The sequence below is a fragment of the Calothrix sp. FACHB-168 genome, assembly GCF_963889195.1.
GTDB classification, from domain to species: domain Bacteria; phylum Cyanobacteriota; class Cyanobacteriia; order Cyanobacteriales; family Nostocaceae; genus Aulosira; species Aulosira anomala_A.
Window position 1 is genome coordinate 15,189 of record NZ_CAWPNJ010000070.1, and the last position, 17,808, is coordinate 32,996.

13 protein-coding genes are annotated in these 17,808 nt (G+C 38.8%); 10 read left to right on the top strand and 3 right to left on the bottom strand.

The features are described from left to right. Positions 1 to 67: 67 nt before the first annotated feature. Positions 68 to 337 (bottom strand): DUF7219 family protein, encoded by a 270-nt coding sequence (locus AACW45_RS32795; RefSeq protein WP_373462108.1) that lies wholly within the window; start codon positions 335 to 337, stop codon positions 68 to 70. Between the two features lie 875 nt (positions 338 to 1,212). Here AACW45_RS32795 and purC point away from each other — a divergent pair. The 7 genes from purC (at position 1,213) to AACW45_RS32830 (ending at position 9,711) form a co-directional block, all read left to right on the top strand. After that, entirely contained in the window at positions 1,213 to 1,950 is a 738-nt protein-coding gene (gene purC / locus AACW45_RS32800; RefSeq protein WP_190637309.1) for a phosphoribosylaminoimidazolesuccinocarboxamide synthase, read from the top strand. A 99-nt stretch (positions 1,951 to 2,049) separates the two neighbouring features. Further along, positions 2,050 to 4,611, top strand: a complete 2,562-nt coding sequence (locus tag AACW45_RS32805; protein ID WP_190637311.1) for a BamA/TamA family outer membrane protein — start codon at positions 2,050 to 2,052, stop codon at positions 4,609 to 4,611. Between the two features lie 253 nt (positions 4,612 to 4,864). After that, entirely contained in the window at positions 4,865 to 5,698 is an 834-nt protein-coding gene (gene lpxC, locus AACW45_RS32810) for a UDP-3-O-acyl-N-acetylglucosamine deacetylase (RefSeq protein ID WP_190637313.1), read from the top strand. Positions 5,699 to 5,778: 80 nt separating this feature from the next. Beyond that, positions 5,779 to 6,297 (top strand): 3-hydroxyacyl-ACP dehydratase FabZ, encoded by a 519-nt coding sequence (gene fabZ, locus AACW45_RS32815; protein WP_190637315.1) that lies wholly within the window; start codon positions 5,779 to 5,781, stop codon positions 6,295 to 6,297. 315 nt (positions 6,298 to 6,612) lie between these two features. Beyond that, on the top strand, positions 6,613 to 7,434 hold the full coding sequence (gene lpxA / locus AACW45_RS32820; protein WP_190637317.1) for an acyl-ACP--UDP-N-acetylglucosamine O-acyltransferase: 822 nt from the start codon (positions 6,613 to 6,615) through the stop codon (positions 7,432 to 7,434). A gap of 192 nt (positions 7,435 to 7,626) precedes the next feature. Beyond that, positions 7,627 to 8,808, top strand: a complete 1,182-nt coding sequence (lpxB, locus tag AACW45_RS32825) for a lipid-A-disaccharide synthase (RefSeq protein WP_190637319.1) — start codon at positions 7,627 to 7,629, stop codon at positions 8,806 to 8,808. A 54-nt stretch (positions 8,809 to 8,862) separates the two neighbouring features. Then, on the top strand, positions 8,863 to 9,711 hold the full coding sequence (locus AACW45_RS32830) for a lysophospholipid acyltransferase family protein (protein WP_190637321.1): 849 nt from the start codon (positions 8,863 to 8,865) through the stop codon (positions 9,709 to 9,711). Between the two features lie 23 nt (positions 9,712 to 9,734). Here the strand turns inward: AACW45_RS32830 and AACW45_RS32835 are convergent, their stop codons facing one another. Continuing rightward, positions 9,735 to 10,322 carry a Uma2 family endonuclease gene (locus tag AACW45_RS32835; protein WP_190637323.1) on the bottom strand — a complete coding sequence of 196 codons (588 nt, stop codon included), beginning with the start codon at positions 10,320 to 10,322 and terminating at the stop codon, positions 9,735 to 9,737. Between the two features lie 361 nt (positions 10,323 to 10,683). Between AACW45_RS32835 and AACW45_RS32840 the strand changes: the two genes are divergently transcribed. The 3 genes from AACW45_RS32840 to AACW45_RS32850 all read left to right on the top strand — a co-directional run bounded on the left by AACW45_RS32840 (position 10,684) and on the right by AACW45_RS32850 (position 17,386). Continuing rightward, positions 10,684 to 13,743: a hypothetical protein gene (locus AACW45_RS32840; protein ID WP_190637325.1), complete on the top strand. Its 3,060-nt coding sequence runs from the start codon at positions 10,684 to 10,686 to the stop codon at positions 13,741 to 13,743. 2 nt (positions 13,744 to 13,745) lie between these two features. Then, positions 13,746 to 15,137: a hypothetical protein gene (locus AACW45_RS32845; RefSeq protein ID WP_306415018.1), complete on the top strand. Its 1,392-nt coding sequence runs from the start codon at positions 13,746 to 13,748 to the stop codon at positions 15,135 to 15,137. A gap of 449 nt (positions 15,138 to 15,586) precedes the next feature. Beyond that, positions 15,587 to 17,386: a helicase-related protein gene (locus AACW45_RS32850; protein ID WP_306415019.1), complete on the top strand. Its 1,800-nt coding sequence runs from the start codon at positions 15,587 to 15,589 to the stop codon at positions 17,384 to 17,386. A gap of 257 nt (positions 17,387 to 17,643) precedes the next feature. Here the strand turns inward: AACW45_RS32850 and AACW45_RS32855 are convergent. Continuing rightward, positions 17,644 to 17,808, bottom strand: a 165-nt coding sequence (locus tag AACW45_RS32855) for a photosystem II protein D1 (RefSeq protein WP_190631589.1), incomplete at its 5' end; no start/stop codon positions are given.

Here is a 17,808-nt window from a genome sequence, read left to right on the forward strand (position 1 = left end):
TGGTCATTTGTCATTGGTCATTGGTTAATGTTGACGGTTGACTGTTGACGGTTGACTGTTGACAACTTTATCCTTCTGGTTCATCCTGGTTATCCTGGTCATCCTGAAACGGACTTTCACCAATTTTTAGTTGTTTCTTAGTCCGTTTTAACTGTTTCCAAAGCTCTTTAATTTGTTTATAAGCTTCCTCTGGCGGTAATTTACCTCCTGTTTCTAAGTTACATATATAACTTATGCGCTGGGCAAATTCTTGTAGATTTGCATTGAAAACTAAGTTTTCTGGCTTCACATGACCATAGTAACGGCCACGCGGATAGAGAAAATCATCTTTAGTCACTGTTTTTTTCTCCACTGCTTCAACTCCCCCCTGTGTTTATATCTGAAGCTGAATCATTAGCCGTTCTACATCTCCGTTTTGTCCAGTCGGGAGTAATTGAAAATTTAAACCCCTCTTGTGTAAACCTTTTGGGTGAAATTGTCAATTCTAATTCTGACCAGAGATCGTCAAAGCTAAAAATCATTAAAATAGCAAGATTTACCAAGAAGGTTTTTGATTACCTTGGCAACAGTTAGATTGATCGATCCAGCTAGTTACCAATTCATTTCATCTTAGTGCATGATTGGGCGAAATCACGAACCTGATTAACTAAGCTAAAAGCCGGACTGATAATGTATTAATATATACTATATTAGCTAATATAATTTCTATTTCTTGCATATAAAAGTTTGATTACGTTGTTAAAAAATACACTTTTATAAAAAGTTTAGCATGTGTCCGGGAATCCGGTTTCAGAGTTGAAAAAAGAACTTACTCTACTACTAAGCTATTCTGCTTTTAAGTTGCACAATTCATTGTGAGGTCTGTTGACTGTTGACTGTTGACTGTTGACTGCCTTGATTAGTAGTTATGCAATTTAGACGGGCGTTAGCCGATCCTCGTGGTGTACTTAAGGAGAAACCCTAAGACTCTGCGGGTGGAGTCGCGGGATTTGGATTTATCCTCACCCAATGCTGTTGTTACGATCCTAATCCGGGAACTGTTGCCGATTACCTACCTATTGGCGTAAATTTACAAATCAAACAGGAGTGCTGTCTATTTGTTATGATGGCAGGCTAATTGATAAGTAATAGCTAATTACTAATAACTAAAGATAAAATGGTTTAGCTTTAAGCAAGAAGATCTGCCCATCACCTGTAAATTTACTGCTCACCATGTCTGTTCATTCCAAGTTATACGAAGGCAAAGCAAAAATTCTCTATACAACGGACGATCCTGAAGTCTTGTTGGCTGATTTTAAAGACGATGCCACTGCCTTTAATGCCCAAAAACGGGGCAGTATCCCAGGAAAAGGAAACATTAACTGTATTATATCTAGTAAGCTGTTTCAGCAGCTAGAAGCACAAGGTATAAAAACTCATTTTATTGATAGCCCTGCCCCAAATCAAATGCGGGTGAAGGCAGTGAAGATTGTACCTATAGAAGTAGTTGTGCGTAATATTGCTGCGGGTAGTCTCTGTGCGCAAACTGGTCTAGCATTGGGCACAATACTCAAACAGCCATTGGTAGAGTTTTATTATAAAAACGATCAATTGGGAGATCCATTACTAACGCGCGATCGCCTCTTCCTCATGGAACTAGCTACTTTGGAACAAGTTGAGACAATTACTCATCTAGCATTGCAAATCAATGAGTTCCTGCGCAGCTTTTGGCACAGTTGTGGCATTACCCTAGTAGACTTCAAACTAGAGTTTGGCTTAGATTCCCAAAATCAAGTTATCTTAGCCGATGAAATCAGCCCTGATACTTGCCGTTTGTGGGACAGCGCCGAAGCAGATACTAACCGTCGCGTCATGGACAAAGACCGCTTTCGTAAAGATTTGGGAAATATCGAAAATGCCTACCAGGAGGTTTTACAAAGAGTTTTACAAGCAGTAGAAAGCCAAAATTAAATAACCTTGGTAAAAAGAATATTTTTGTTTTTTACCTTATTACATGAGAGCATAATTGCTTTTTGATGGTGTGTGGACGAGAAGAGGACTTAAAATAACATGCGTTTATCTCCCGTACTAGTGGCAGCTGTAGCAATTACAGCCCCTTTAGGTACTCCGCTCAGTGCAAATGCACAAACTGCTAACAATGTGCAACAGACAACAGAGTCGTTAATCCCAACGACAAATCAGCAGCCAGAAACGGAAGTTACTCAACAAAAAGATCATCCTGAGGCATCGTCACAGGTTTCGGCGGTAGAAGGTGTGATGTTACCTAATATTGTTGCCGCCCAACCCAATTCAGCCACACAAAATGGCGCATCAGAATTTATCGTTCCCACGACAACATCAACTATTCCCCAAACTAAACCAACTCTGCCCACAGTTCCTAGTGCGGGAGTGAGGCTACTTAAGGGTTTGAAGCCACAAACAATTGCTGCTGCCTTCCCGAAAGCAAATCCAGAAAAGGTAAAATCTGTAACTATTCCCCTGCCACCTATAGCTAAAAATACGGGAGTTAAGGGATTAGAGGGGCTGCAACCGCAGGCGATCGCACTATTACCCAAGCCCTCAGCACCGACAGCAACCCCCCAAGTCACAATTCCCAGTAATCAGCCAAAAACAGCCCAAAATTCGCCCCAAGTACCATTTCCCAATAATCCGCCAACAGGTACGCCACAACCTGCCCCTGCTCCTGTACCTTCTCCAGTACCAAATAATACTCCTGCTCCAAGTAATAATACTCCCCCTCTATTTCCCAACAATCAAGCACCAACTACAGAATCAACTGAACCCAGGGTATTAGTAGCAGAAGTAGCAGTGAGACCCCAAACTGGGCAATTAACACCAGAATTGGAAAATCAAGTTTACTCAGTCATTCGTACCCAACCGGGAAGAACAACCACCCGTTCCCAACTGCAAGAAGATATTAACGCCATCTTTGGGACAGGTTTCTTCTCCAATGTTCAAGCAGTGCCAGAAGATACACCATTGGGTGTAAGGGTAAGTTTTGTTGTCCAACCAAACCCAGTCCTGACAAAAGTAGAAATCCAAGCCAATCCGGGGACAAATGTTGCTTCCGTACTTCCACAAAATACTGCCGATCAAGTGTTCCGCGAGCAGTATGGGCGGATTCTTAACTTACGGGACTTGCAGGAAGGTATCAAGCAATTAACCAAGCGTTATCAAGACCAAGGTTACGTACTAGCGAATATCATCGGCGCACCTCAAGTCTCTGAAAGTGGAGTTGTAACTTTACAAGTCGCAGAAGGGGTAGTAGAAGATATTAAAGTCCGGTTCCGCAATAAAGAAGGGCAGGATGAAGACGAACAAGGAAAACTAATCCGGGGTCGGACACAGGACTATATTATTACCAGAGAACTGGAGCTAAAGCCAGGACAGGTATTCAACCGCAACACCGTACAAAAAGACTTACAACGGGTATTTGGGTTGGGAATCTTTGAAGATGTTAACGTTTCCCTCGACCCTGGTAGCGACCCCAGCAAGGTAGATGTGGTAGTGAATGTAGCAGAACGCAACAGTGGTTCTATTGCGGCTGGTGCGGGTATCAGTTCTGCTAGCGGATTATTCGGTACTATTAGCTATCAGCAACAAAACCTCAATGGTAGAAACCAAAGACTAGGCGCAGAATTACAAGTAGGCGAACGAGAACTATTATTTGACTTGCGCTTTACAGATCCTTGGATAGGTGGCGATCCCTACCGGACTTCTTATACAGCGAATATTTTCCGTCGCCGTTCAATTTCCTTGATTTTTGACGGCAAAGATAACAATATTGAAACTTTTAACCCTGGTGACACCGAAGGCGATCGCCCGCGTGTGGTTCGTTTAGGTGGTGGTTTAACCTTTACCCGTCCGCTTTCGGCTAATCCTTACGCCAATTCCGAATGGACAGCTTCCGCTGGGTTTCAATATCAACGGGTTTCCACCAAAGATGCTGATGGCAATAGCAGAAACCAAGGTACCATTTATCGGGATGGACAGCCGACAGAATTAATTCCCCTGACTCAATCTGGTTCAGGCGACGACGATTTGCTGTTATTCCAATTAGGCGCACAACGCGATCGCCGCAATAACCCCTTACAACCAACTAGCGGTTCCTATCTCCGATTCGGCGTAGATCAGTCAGTACCCATAGGCCAAGGAAATATCTTCCTCACTCGCTTGCGTGGTAGTTATAGTCAATATGTTCCCGTCAGGCTGATTAGCATTGGTAAAGGCCCCCAAACTCTCGCCTTCAACTTGCAGGGAGGTACAGTTTTAGGCGACTTACCACCCTATGAAGCCTTTACCCTTGGTGGTAGTAACTCTGTGCGTGGTTATGAAGACGGTACATTAACCAGTTCCCGCAGTTATGTGCAAGCCTCTGTTGAGTATCGCTTCCCCGTATTTTCCGTAGTAAGTGGTGCATTATTTTTCGACTTCGGCAGCGATTTAGGCACTAGCACCAGAGCTGCCGAACTACTCAACAAAAACGGTACCGGCTACGGCTATGGTCTAGGCGTCCGCGTACAATCACCACTAGGGCCAATTCGGATTGACTACGGTATTAGCGACGATGGCGATAGCCGCATTAACTTTGGCATTGGGGAAAGGTTTTAATTGGGCATGGGGCATGGGGCATGGGGCATTGGTTAATGAGTAATTGGGTGTTTAGTATTTGGGGTTTGTCATTAATTATTTATCCTCATCGCCCCCATCGCCCCCATCGCCCCCATCCCTCCTTGTCCTCCTCATCCCCCGCCCCTTGACTCTTGCCCCCTAACCAGGAAAGATAATATTTTCAGGTGCAGTTCGCAGGTTTGATAAATCTGAACATGAACAATACCAACCGCAAAAAAGTGACTTTTTGCTTATGCAACAACACACAGTAGCAGCATCTATCGCGCAAACCGGGGTGGGGCTGCATAGCGGTGTGAATACCCATGTACGGATACTACCAGCCGAATTGGGTAGCGGGCGCTACTTTGTGCGCGTGGATTTACCAGATGCGCCAATTATTCCCGCCCAAGTTGCAGCAGTGAGTCAAACAGTTCTCTCTACCCAGTTGGGTAAAGGTGAAGTCAGCGTTCGTACTGTAGAGCATTTATTGGCGGCGCTGGTAGGTATGGGTGTGGATAATGCCCGAATTGAAATCGATGGCGCGGAATTACCCTTGCTAGATGGTTCGGCACGAATCTGGGCAGAAAGTATCGCTGCAGTTGGCTTGCTGTCACAACCCACAAATGACAGTCAATTATCCCCAGTCATTCAAGAGCCAATTTGGATTTATGAGGGCGATACCTTTGTTGCAGCTATCCCCGCACCGGAAACGCGCTTTAGCTACGGGATTGACTTTGACTTACCGGCAATAGGTAATCAATGGCACAGTTGGTTGCTATCTACTGCTAGCTTTGCGGCAGAAATTGCTCCGGCGCGTACCTTTGGTTTACTGCATCAACTAGAATATTTGCAAAAATCTGGCTTAATTAAGGGTGGTAGCTTAGAAAATGCCCTTGTTTGCGGTCCCGATGGGTGGTTAAATCCACCATTAAGATTTGCAAATGAACCAGTACGTCATAAAATCTTGGATTTAGTAGGAGATTTGAGTTTAGTGGGAAATATTCCCTCGGCTCACTTCTTAGCGTACAAAGCCAGCCACAATTTACATATTCAACTGGCACAAAGAATTTTAGATTTGGGGCTTTAGATTGCTCAATAAATCCAAAATCTAAAATCTTGGACTCCTTCGCTGACTCGATTCCAGATTCTAAAACAAACGCACAGCCCATGACAACCCTTACAGAAGCCAATTCCACCGATGCGATCGCCACTGCTTCTATCGTTGAAGCTGAAAATACACCAGAGGTAAAAACAACCTTCACTAGCGAAGAAATTCAAAACCTCTTACCTCACCGCTACCCGTTTTTACTGGTAGACAAAATTATTGACTATGTTCCCGGCAAATCAGCAGTTGGTGTAAAAAACGTCACCATCAATGAACCCCACTTTCAAGGTCATTTCCCCGGAAGACCTTTAATGCCGGGAGTGTTAATTGTGGAAGCAATGGCACAAGTAGGCGGTGTAGTTTTAAGACAACTACCAGGTTATGACACCGATGGACTGTTTGTCTTTGCTGGTATCGATAAAGTTCGCTTTCGTCGCCAAGTAGTCCCCGGCGATCAGCTAATCATGACCGTGGAACTGTTGTGGGTTAAACAGCGTCGTTTCGGTAAAATGCAAGGTCGTGCTGAAGTAGATGGTCAGTTAGCTGCTGAAGGCGAATTGATGTTTTCTCTAGTAAACTAAAAACCTAACTCTTGTGGTAAGGGCACAGCCGTGAAGTGCCTTTACTGAGACCTGAAAAAGGATAACAGTAAAATAAACATGCCACAATAGCAATTTATAATTTCTTAAATTTCTTCGCCCTCACACCTAACTTGCTTTGCCCGACACTTCGGTCGCTGAAGACCTAGTTTTTCAGTACCTAAGTATTTCAACGTTCCGCAATGCCCGTTGCCTGAATGGGGATGGTAGTCACGACAATGGGGTTCACCCCAGCATCGCGCTGCTTTTGCAACCTCTAAAGGCGCAGGCTTTTAAGACAGTTCTGGAGATTCACCCTTGAAGACGCTTATTCACCCAACTGCTGTAATTCATCCTAACTCGGAACTCCACCCATCAGTGCAAGTCGGTGCCTATGCTGTGATTGGAGCGCATGTTAAAGTCGGCCCGGAAACCATAATTGGCGCTCACGTAGTGCTAGAAGGGCCTTGTGAAATTGGGGCAAGAAATCAGATTTTCCCTGGTGCAACTATTGGCATGGAACCCCAGGATCTCAAATATGTAGGAGAGCCTACCTGGGTCAAAATTGGTGACAATAACCAAATTCGTGAATATGTTACCATTAACCGCGCTACTGGTGCGGGAGAAGCAACCATCATCGGTAACGGTAACCTACTGATGGCTTATGTCCATGTAGCTCATAACTGCATCATTGAAGACCATGTAATTATCCCCAACTCAGTGGCCTTAGCAGGTCATGTCTACATCGAATCCAAAGCTAGATTAGGTGGGGTTTTAGGAGTTCACCAATTTGTCCGGATTGGCAGACATTCCATGATTGGCGGGATGGCACGTATTGACCGCGATGTACCGCCATATATGCTTGTGGAAGGTAATCCTGCTAGAGTCCGCACCCTCAATTTAGTGGGGTTAAAACGCTCTGGGATGGATGCAAATGAGATCCAAATGTTGAAAAAAGCCTTTCGGATTATTTATCGCTCTAACTTAAGCTTTAAAGAGGCGTTGGAACAGTTAGAAATTTTAGGCGATACCGAACAGTTACAACACCTGCGGCGCTTTTTACTACTTTCTAAAATGCCGGGAAGACGAGGTTTAATTCCTGGTAAGGGTAAAATCAGCTCTGGTGGTGATGAGTCGTAAGTGGAAACAGAAGTTTGAGTTGTGGACTCAATTCTCAACTCAAACTCAGAAAAACGAACCGCAAAGGCGCGAAGTACACAAAGGAAAAGATTTGAAGAGAGATTTTGCATAAAACTCTCATGTCTTCTTCTCTGCGCCTCTGCGCCTCTGCGTGAGATAAAAAAATATTTCTTACTTCTCCCCAATTAATCAATGCGGATATTTATCAGCACTGGCGAAGTATCTGGTGATTTGCAAGGTGCTTTAATAATTACGGCGCTCAAGCGTCAAGCTGTGGCTGCTGGCTTAGAATTGGAGATTGTGGCGCTGGGTGGCGAAAAAATGGCCGCAGCTGGCGCAACTATTCTCGGCGATACGAGTCACATCGGCTCAATGGGAATTTTAGAAGCCCTGCCTTATTTAATCCCAACTCTTCTAGTACAACGCAAAGCGATCGCATTTCTCAAACAACATCCCCCAGATTTGGTATTGTTGATTGACTATATGAGTCCGAATTTGGGTATTGGCACTTATATGCAGCAAAATTTGCCCGATGTGCCAGTAGTTTATTACATCGCACCCCAAGAGTGGGTATGGTCGATAAGTTTGCGCAATACTCACCGTATCGTCGGCTTTACTCAGAAACTCTTAGCTATCTTTCCCCAAGAAGCCCGTTATTATCGCTCCTCAGGGGCTGATGTCACCTGGGTAGGGCATCCTCTAGTTGACCGGATGCAAAGCGCCCCCAGCCGCCAGGAAGCCCGCGCTAAATTGGGAATTACAGATGAGGCGATCGCAGTTACTTTGTTACCTGCTTCTCGACAGCAAGAATTAAAATATCTCTTACCGATAATTTTTCAAGCTGCACAAACGATACAAGCTAAATTACCAGAGGTACATTTCTGGATTCCCCTATCTTTAGAGGATTTTAGACAGCCAATTGAAACAGCTATTGCGCATTACGGTTTACGAGCTACCGTTTTATCTGGACAACAAAAAGAAGTTTTTGCGGCTGCTGATTTCGCGATTACTAAATCAGGTACGGTTAACTTAGAATTGGCTTTGTTAAATGTGCCGCAAGTGGTTGTCTATCGCTTGAATCCGATTACCGCTTGGATTGCGCGGAAAATTCTCAAAGGTTCCATTCCCTTTGCATCACCAGTAAATTTACTAGTGATGCGGGAAATTGTCCCAGAGTTATTACAAGAAGCAGCCACAGCCGAAAATATTACCCAAGCGGCGATGGAATTATTGCTGAATCACCAGAAAAAACAGCAAATTTTCCAAGATTATCAAGAAATGCGCCAATGTTTAGGAGAAGTAGGAGTATGCGATCGCGCAGCTCAAGAAATTTTGCAAATGCGTAAATCTACTGAAATTTCCGCAATTGTCTAGAAATCTCTACAGGAATCATTGTCTGAGCTTTCCTGTTCCTGTTAAGATTCGTGAATGTCAGAAACACAACATCATCTCGATACAAAACTTGGTTGGTCTTTGGATCGGCGAGATCCGAGATTCATCGAATCAATCATGCCCATACTTGGGTGGTTTTATGACCATTATTTCCGCGTGCAAACTAGTGGTTGGGAGCATGTATCACCCCAAGAAAAAGTTTTATTTGTTGGTTCCCACAATGGGGGACTAGCAGCGCCGGATATGTTGATGATGATGTATGACTGGTTCCGAAGATTTGGTGTAGAGCAACCAGTCTACGGTTTAATGCATCCCACTGTCTGGGAGGTAACGCCACCAATAGCAGAATTAGCAGCCAAGGGGGGAGCGATTATAGCTCATCCAAAAATGGCTTATGCGGCTTTGCGTAGTGGTGCTAGCGTGCTGGTATATCCTGGCGGTGCAGAAGATGTTTTTCGTCCATATAGTTTACGCAACAAAATATACTTTGCTGGACGACAAGGATTTATTAAGCTAGCGCTGCGAGAACAAGTTCCAATCGTACCAGTAATATCCTCTGGTGCCCACGATACCCTAATTGTGCTGACTGATTGTTATAACATTTTGCAGCAACTCCACAAATTAGGGATGCCTTGGTTACTTGGGGTTGATCCTGTAGTATTTCCAATTTACCTTGGGTTACCTTGGGGATTATCTATCGGCCCATTGCCAAACATCCCTTTCCCTGTGACTATACATACAAGAATATGTCCGCCGATTAAATTTGAACATTACGGTAGAGAAGCGGCGAGCGATCGCAACTATGTCAATGCATGTTATGAGTTAGTTGTAAACCAAATGCAGCAAGAATTAGATGAATTGGTGAAACAAACTCATCAATCCTAAAATTAATTTAAAAAATTTTAAAATTACATAATCTGCTGTAAATTTAATACAAATCCAGGTAAAACATCTTCACCAGATAAACTTACCGGATTATCTAATATTTCTACATCTTTTCCTGGACGATAAATTTCTACGCGCTGATTTTTGCGATCAATTAACCAACCTAAGCGAGCGCCATTTTCAATATATTCTTGCATTTTCTCCTGCAAATCTTTTAAAGAATCGCTAGGGGAACGTAACTCTACAACAAAATCAGGACAAATCGGCGCAAATTTTGCTTGTTGTTCTGGGGTTAACGCATTCCAGGGTTCAGCTTTTACCCAAGAAGCATCTGGAGAACGTTCTGCACCATTAGGTAGTTTAAAGCCAGCAGAGGGGCCAAATACTTCACCTAAATGATTTTGCTCGTTCCAAATATCAAGTTGAGTAGTGATTTTAACATTGCGCCTGCCTGTATCGCTGCCTGATGGTGCCATAATCAATAATTCCCCTGATCCTGAGCGCTCAAATCGATAATCGCGGTTTTTCTGACATATCTGGAAAAACTGCTCGTCAGTCAACTCGATTTTTAATTTGAGTATAGAAGGTAAAGGGGTTGTTGTAGCTTCCATCGACTTGTCCCAGCATCTTACTTTCTAGTTTAGTGGGGTTTGGCAGGCGATCGTATAAAGATAAACTTAGTTGATATGAGCCAAAACAGTGATATTTAAAATTAGTCCTGAAGCGATAGCTGATTTAAACCAAGTAGGAAGCACCATAATTCCAGGAAATTTGTAACAGAATATGAAGCCTAATGATTATGGAAACTTATTAATACCGATTCTCTATAAACTTTCACTAAATGATTACCTCTTTGTTTCTTGGCGTACTTGGCGTACTTGGCGGTTTATTTATTAAATGCCAATATAAAGTTAAGATTGACAATAAATAATCTCTTTTAATGCCCGTTCAACACAACGAGGAGTAACCAAATTGAATATTTTAGACGATAGTGGTAATGGGTTAGTCAGCTTAGACTACAGTGATTTACTAACAAAGATTTTAACAGTACTGCAAAATCAACAGTCTCAAAATCCGTTTAGTATAGTTAATGACACTAACCGCCTTCTAATTGATATTGATGAAATAGCTTTTCAGGTAGCATCTTTACAAATTGAGAATCCTTTAGGAGGTTCTTCTAGTAGCGCTAAATCAGCCAGCATTAACTTTAGCAAAGCTTCACGAGACTCTTTTAATAACTTAGTTCAACAGATACGAAATCAGCTAAAAGATGCTTTAGAATCTGCTATTACTCAAATCAGCCCAGATATAACTCCAAAACAGTATATTGCAGACTTATCAACATCCTTGTCTAGTTTTACAGGCGAAATAGATAACTACTTAAATTTTAATTATCCCTTTAAGCAGCCATATCCAGGTTTACAAAAGCAAAGATTAAGTATACAAAAATCTAAGATTGCTAGTATTCCATTATTAAAATTTCACAAACTCACAATAACTGTTGAAAATACTCGTTTTTTTACTTCAGAATTAAAATCGAGCTTACAAAATTTCATTAATATTGAATTTGCTTCTGAGATTGATAGCAACCGTGAAGAACTGAGCGACATTCTTGATGATTTAGCTAGCAACTCCAAATCAGATTTTTATCATATTCAAAAATTGATGGATACAGAAGCTTTAGGTAAACTTCAGAAAGAAGCCAAAATTAAATATTTAGAGTTCCTCAAAGAAAACTGTGGTAAAAATCAAAATGCTATTTATCTTGAAGACCTAATTCGCCGACTTAGATTAATAGAAGAGTATATCAACGATCCTCAAAAAGAAGATGGACATTATGAAGTTAATTATGCAGGTAGGTCATTTAACTATCGAGAGATGTTTTCTCGTGCAGATGCTTTAGATATGCTTCCTATTATTCCCTTAGTTGTGGGTTATTTGGGAGAAACGACAGATGAGAACCAAGGAAAACAGCAGTTTATATTTGGGCTAAAAATCAAGTTTGATGGTAAAGTACAGTCACAAGGTGGTATTTCAGTTTTTGAATATTATCTTAATTTACTAGATTCAGATAATCCTGAACATAAGAAAGAGCTTGAAGATACATTTAGAAGTAAGTTTTTTATAGAAAAGATTTTTAAAATAGCATTTTTATATTTCTTTGTGTTTGCGAGTAAACAGCCTTCATCTGAGGAAAATAATCTACCAGATTTAGAATACGATCCAATTGATAGCTTTGAAAAAAAAGTTCTGCCTATATTTCAGGGATCTGATGATATTAAAAAACAAACAGTATTGAAAAATATCAAAAGAGGGTTAGAAAAATATAAAGCTCATGGAAAAATAAAAAAACTTAAGGATCTACTCCAAACTCTTCTCAAAAAAGAATCTTTTCAGCCAAGAACTTACCCTATACATATTAGTGTTAAACAAGGAATTTTAGAAAGAGATATTAATACTATCCGTAACCGTCAGACTTTATTTAAGCCAGTATTGCAAACAAATCTGAAACAGTCTCTCAAGTATATATCTGTTGATAATTCTAGTGTTGATACAACTGCCTTATGTACTTTACCTGCAAGTATTAATATTAGTGACATTCAATACTTCTCTACTGAAGATAGCCAAAGCTTCAGTATGGAGTATGATATCAGAAATATCTATACTATCCCTGTACTTTTAGTACCTCAAGAAGAAAATTGTCAAAGAATTTCTGATAATAATTTTAAACAAAAGACTTCTGATAACAAGTTTAAAAAGCAAAGTTTTTTTAAATTTACCTATAATTACCAACGCCTGCGAGAGCAAGTTTTTCACAATCTAGATTCTCCAAAAGCTTTTATTTACAGGGTTACTTTTTCGCTCCTTGCTTATACTTGTCTCAAAATATTACTCGACTATTCGCCACGTAAATTATTTGTCCCAATAGTTAGATTACATCTGACTGACAAGCAAGACACCGCCCCAGAAGAAGAGTTTATGAAATCTTTATTTGTAGGGATATCTCATCTTCTGAATGAGGATCATCGCTCTAATTCCCAAGGATTTTGCATTAAGAGTATAAATAAATTCAAAATTCGCAATGGCTTAAGCTCTCTGTATTCTGTACTACCTAAAAGATTTAAATTAAATGATAATTTGCAATCTCCTCAGCTTGAAAAGTTAGCAATTATTGTAGTATCTAGCCGAGAAAGCGATCGCGTGCGAGGTGATGACTATAAAATTTCTAATTTGCTAGGAGAAGTTGTGGGTATCGATCGTCAATTAGATGGGACTATTCGATTATATAAATTCAAAACTTTTTCTGATAATTATTCTAGCCAAAATATGTATAACGACCCAACAGTTTTGATAGATGAAGTAAATAATCTTTATCAGAAAGGATACAGACACTTTCTGTATATTGCTAAGTCTCCTTATACTAATACCTTAAATATGACTAGGAGTGAAGATGACGATCAACTCTTTTTTATGTCTAAACCTTTAATAAATTCTTTAAAGGGAAATCGAGATGATATCAAAATATATCCAGTATTTTTTGACCAATATTATGTTGTCAAGCTAAGAGATTTAAAGTCTAGTTCTTTGTATATACAAGATACCTCAGAACTGACAAGTTTAGTCGAAGATCCTAGTAAAAAAGCTGTCGTCTTTTTCAACCTATTTAATGGAATTACTGTTCCAGGAAACGATCAGTATTACAATGGTGTAATATCTTACGCTACGCTATTAAATATTTATAAAGATATTCTCGATGATACCGATATATATACAGGGTTAATTGCTAACAGTGAATTAAAAAATGACTTATTACATTATTTGACTCTTTGGCATTTTTCTCAGTATGAAGCTGCTCCTAGAAAAGATAGAAATATCAGTTTAAAACTCGATCCATACCAGAATTTAATTGGCAATGATTCGGTAGGAGCCTTATCTATATTCAATCACATGACAGGCAAAGTAAATTTTAACATGGTTGCATTTTTGACCCAAGTTAGAAAAGCTTTAAACGTACAATCAGATAGTAAATAAGCATGACACAAGAAAATTTAGGTCAAGATTTAGGAAGACTATTTGAGGTTGGTTTTAATGTTGGTATACTTGCATATATACAACAGAATCAAATAAGGCACAAATTTGGAGATTTGTATCGCCAAGACTTACAAAATCTCAGTTTTTCCAAAATGCTCAGACGACTTGCTGATAAAGAAAAAGTTATTAGCGAACAGCATCGACAAATTGTTGCTAAATGGAGTACCTTTTTTTTACAAAAAGGTTTCCTAGCTGGACTAAACTTTTTAAGTGAGTATATTAAATCAACAGGATGGAGCAAAAGTCAACTAAGACGTTTAGAGATTCTTTACTATCAATGCTATTTTTCAAATGATAACAGTATAGGAACTTATCCAAAACGACCAAACCAGGTTTTTAAAGAGGTTTTATCACAGTTTAGTAACTCAGCATTTGACATTGGTAAATACGCCGAAAAAGGCGAATTTTTGAATGCAGATACCTTAATTTTACTTCAGTGTGGCAAGCAACTGAAGATTTTATGTGTAGATCTATCTGTATTTTCTATTAAATCAATTAGAGATTTAGTAGATGTGAATAGTATTGAAGTATTACGAAATTTATTACTAAGTGAAATTAGCTATTTAAAGTCAAAAAGTGTTTTTGCTAATTTGGGTTTAGATACTAAGAGTTCAGGGGTTAATTTTTCCTCTGATTTGTCACATTATTTTACAGCATTTAAGCGTCACGATAAAGAAAGTATAAAATTAATCCAAGCAGCTAGCTATGCCTACAGTTTTTATAAATTTTTAGGTGAACAATACCTTATACAAGATGAAAATTCAGTAATTTTTAATGTGGTTGGATTTAGCGATCGCGCTATCAGTACAATGTCTGTTGGCAGTGAGAATTTAAATGTCTTAGCAAGTTGTTCACATATTTATAAGCATAACTATAGTGATAAAGATATTAAAGACGCGCGACAACAGGTTTTAAATTTGATCAAGCGTAACGCAGCTAGGAGTTTTCATAACGGTAGTGACTTTGTGAAACAAATTATCAACGTTTCTAAAGATGGTATAACGCCTATAACCCATAAAGAAAAATTAGAAGGTTTTTTTAATTCTGTAGATACAATACCAGATGATTTAGCTATAAGTTTGGACATTGAATTAAAATCTGAGTTGCGAAATGCTCATGCACAATTAATTACAAAGGTACTTAATTCTGATGCTACTTATATTTTTTTGACAGGTAATCCTGGGATAGGTAAGACTACTGCGATCGCAGACTTTCTTAAAAGCCAAGATTGTCTAGATGAAGGTTTTTTATTTTTTTATGTCAGTCCTAGAAAACAAGTCAACTTAGACATTGTTGAGAAATTCATCAATGAACAAACTAAGCTACTAGCTTAGCTAATGACAAAATATTTACTATTAATACAAATGCCGATCTGATTAAAAATAATGGTGGAAAATGTACAGTAAATTATCTCTCAAACTTACGACACGAAAATTTTATAGAACAGACAGTTAATTTCATTAATCAAAAAAATGAACTTGATGACTATGAATTAACTAACAGCTTCAGAAGAATAGCAGAAGACCAAATTCAAGATATTGGACAAAATAATCGAGGTGTTTTAGATACTATTTGTGAAGCAATCTACACAATTGTTAACAGAGGAGTATCTAATCATATAGTAGCAACAGTTTCCATCCAATCTTTAAAGAAGACTCAAGGAGGTAAAGATACACTTTATCACTTTGAAAAAATTTTTAAAGATTACTATAACGAGAGAGAAGGTAAAGTTAATTCTCACAAAATAAAACTCTTATCTCAGAGAATAAAAAATCTATTTTTCATGATAGACGAGATTACAGGAGAAGATAGTGGAGTTGAATTCTTAAATGGTATTAGTAGAATTTTACGAAACTATGGTTTAACTGATTCTCTACATGGATTTAATACTAAAGTTATCGTAGCAGATGCTTCTATTGTTGATTCAGATGTGATCCAGCAGCATTTATCAGAAACATCTGCTGAACCGAATAAAATCTTTTTTAGAAAGGTCTTAGATGAGACATTACCTTTGTCTATTAAGGAGTTTAAATTTAATACTTTAAAAGCGATTGTAATTAATGCTAACTCTTACCCAGCTAAGAGTTTAGGCATAACTTATAAAATATTTATTGAATCTTTGAAATTTAATAAGGAAGCTTTTAAAGTTCGCAATAAAAATTTAGGATCTCGTGTACAAACTGAAATTGTAGAAGATATCAATAATTTTTTGAATAAACCAACCACTGGACAAATAATTGTATATATACAAGATAAGACAAGATTAGCTGACTTGATTGATAAGATAAAGGAGATTCGTCAAGACTTCCAGTATCATAAAGATTATCTAGAAATTCATGCGAATCTTTCTGAACAAGAGAAGAAAGAAATCAACCAATATAAAAATAATGTCAAAGTTGTCTTCATGACAGCTTCTGCTAGTCGAGGACTATCATTTCCTAAAACTAAGCACATTTTAGTTGACATTCCTCGTTTTGAGATTGAAAAAAACCTGATGGAGATTATTCAGGTTATTTACAGAGGTCGTGGTGATAAATCATTAGATGGCGAGGACAAAGAATTAATTTTTTATATTTCTGAAGAAACAATATACTATAGCAATGATTCTGAGCTTTCTTTGCAGGAAGGAAAGCTAAGTCTTTTAAATATATTACTCATTTTAAAAACCTCTATAATGACCCGCATTAAGGGATATGGACAAATAGGTTCGGACAATTACATAATGATTCCGATAGGAGGAAAGTCTATATTTGCAGCAGGACAGACATTTAGTAGTAAGATGGATAGCTTGCTTAAACAATTAAGAAAAGAATATGACAGACGCCGTAACGAGCAGATTTTACAGGAAGTTTATGTAAGCCTCAAACAACTCTTGAGTTCATCCGAGATTATTTTAAATCCAAAACAATCTAATCAATCAACAATTATTTCTTATCTTGAATTACGAACTTCATTAACAGACAAATTTTTGAAATTAGTAAACAACAGTTTTGATAGTTTATTAGATTTTGAAGTTGTTGAACCAGGTTACATTAATGGAAGTGTTTTAGTCGTTCCTGTTATAGATAAAACTTTAGAAGAAAACTATAAAATCCGTCTTGGTCAGGAACTTATTTCTTATGAAAATGGTGAATTACTGAACAAGATGTACGACATTAGCCGGAGTCATAAATTTCCAGAAAATCTGCGCTCTGCTATTAGGGAGGCTATCAACTTAGTAACTTTACTAAATGAAAAACCTAATAAAACACAAATATTCGAGCAGCAAAGTCATCATTTTGATCAATATTACGCATTACCATTATTTACATTTATTAGTCATGAAGCCTTAAGTGAATATTTTAATAGTAATTCAGAAGAACCAGAAGACCAAAGATTTAGAGATATTTTAGCTACTTATATTCAGTCAGTTTATCCTGTAGCTAACATACTCCCTATTGGTCATAAATATAAGGATTTCCCTTTTGTTCTTTTTAGAAGTTATAGCCTAGATGAGATGAGAAAAAAAATTTTTACAGGAAACTATCTCTTAACTTCTAATGAGTTAAATGTACTGAATTTGATTCTTGCTAAAGACAGTTAATAATTTTTATTCGCATTTCCCCGCTAATCCATTTCCAATAATAGGACTTAGGCACAAAATCTCTCAAACTCTTATTTCCACCGAAGTTCTGAGCTTCGGCTTCCGGCGCTCAGAACTTCTCTCTGTGAACTCTGCGTCCTCTTCTACATTTTGACCTTACCGTTGCGTAAGTCCTGACTAATAAACAATAAAAAAGCGCCCTCCCAACCGGGAGAGCGCTTTTCAATTCACAGAGAAGCTATTGTTATCTCAGACAATTAGCCATTGATAGCAGGAGCAGTCAGAGCAACAGGAGCAACTTCACCAGCAGCCAAGTCTAGAGGGAAGTTGTGAGCGTTACGCTCGTGCATGACTTCCATACCCAAGTTAGCGCGGTTGATGATGTCAGCCCAGGTGTTAACTACACGACCTTGAGAATCAAT

Excerpts from the sequence above, each read along its gene's own strand:
- purC (WP_190637309.1), top strand. The coding sequence starts at position 1,213 with ATGTCTGTTCATTCCAAGTTATACGAAGGCAAAGCAAAAATTCTCTAT.
- AACW45_RS32805 (WP_190637311.1), top strand. The coding sequence starts at position 2,050 with ATGCGTTTATCTCCCGTACTAGTGGCAGCTGTAGCAATTACAGCCCCT.
- lpxC (WP_190637313.1), top strand. The coding sequence starts at position 4,865 with ATGCAACAACACACAGTAGCAGCATCTATCGCGCAAACCGGGGTGGGG.
- fabZ (WP_190637315.1), top strand. The coding sequence starts at position 5,779 with ATGACAACCCTTACAGAAGCCAATTCCACCGATGCGATCGCCACTGCT.
- lpxB (WP_190637319.1), top strand. The coding sequence starts at position 7,627 with ATGCGGATATTTATCAGCACTGGCGAAGTATCTGGTGATTTGCAAGGT.
- AACW45_RS32830 (WP_190637321.1), top strand. The coding sequence starts at position 8,863 with ATGTCAGAAACACAACATCATCTCGATACAAAACTTGGTTGGTCTTTG.
- AACW45_RS32835 (WP_190637323.1), bottom strand. The coding sequence starts at position 10,322 with ATGGAAGCTACAACAACCCCTTTACCTTCTATACTCAAATTAAAAATC.
- AACW45_RS32845 (WP_306415018.1), top strand. The coding sequence starts at position 13,746 with ATGACACAAGAAAATTTAGGTCAAGATTTAGGAAGACTATTTGAGGTT.
- AACW45_RS32850 (WP_306415019.1), top strand. The coding sequence starts at position 15,587 with ATGATAGACGAGATTACAGGAGAAGATAGTGGAGTTGAATTCTTAAAT.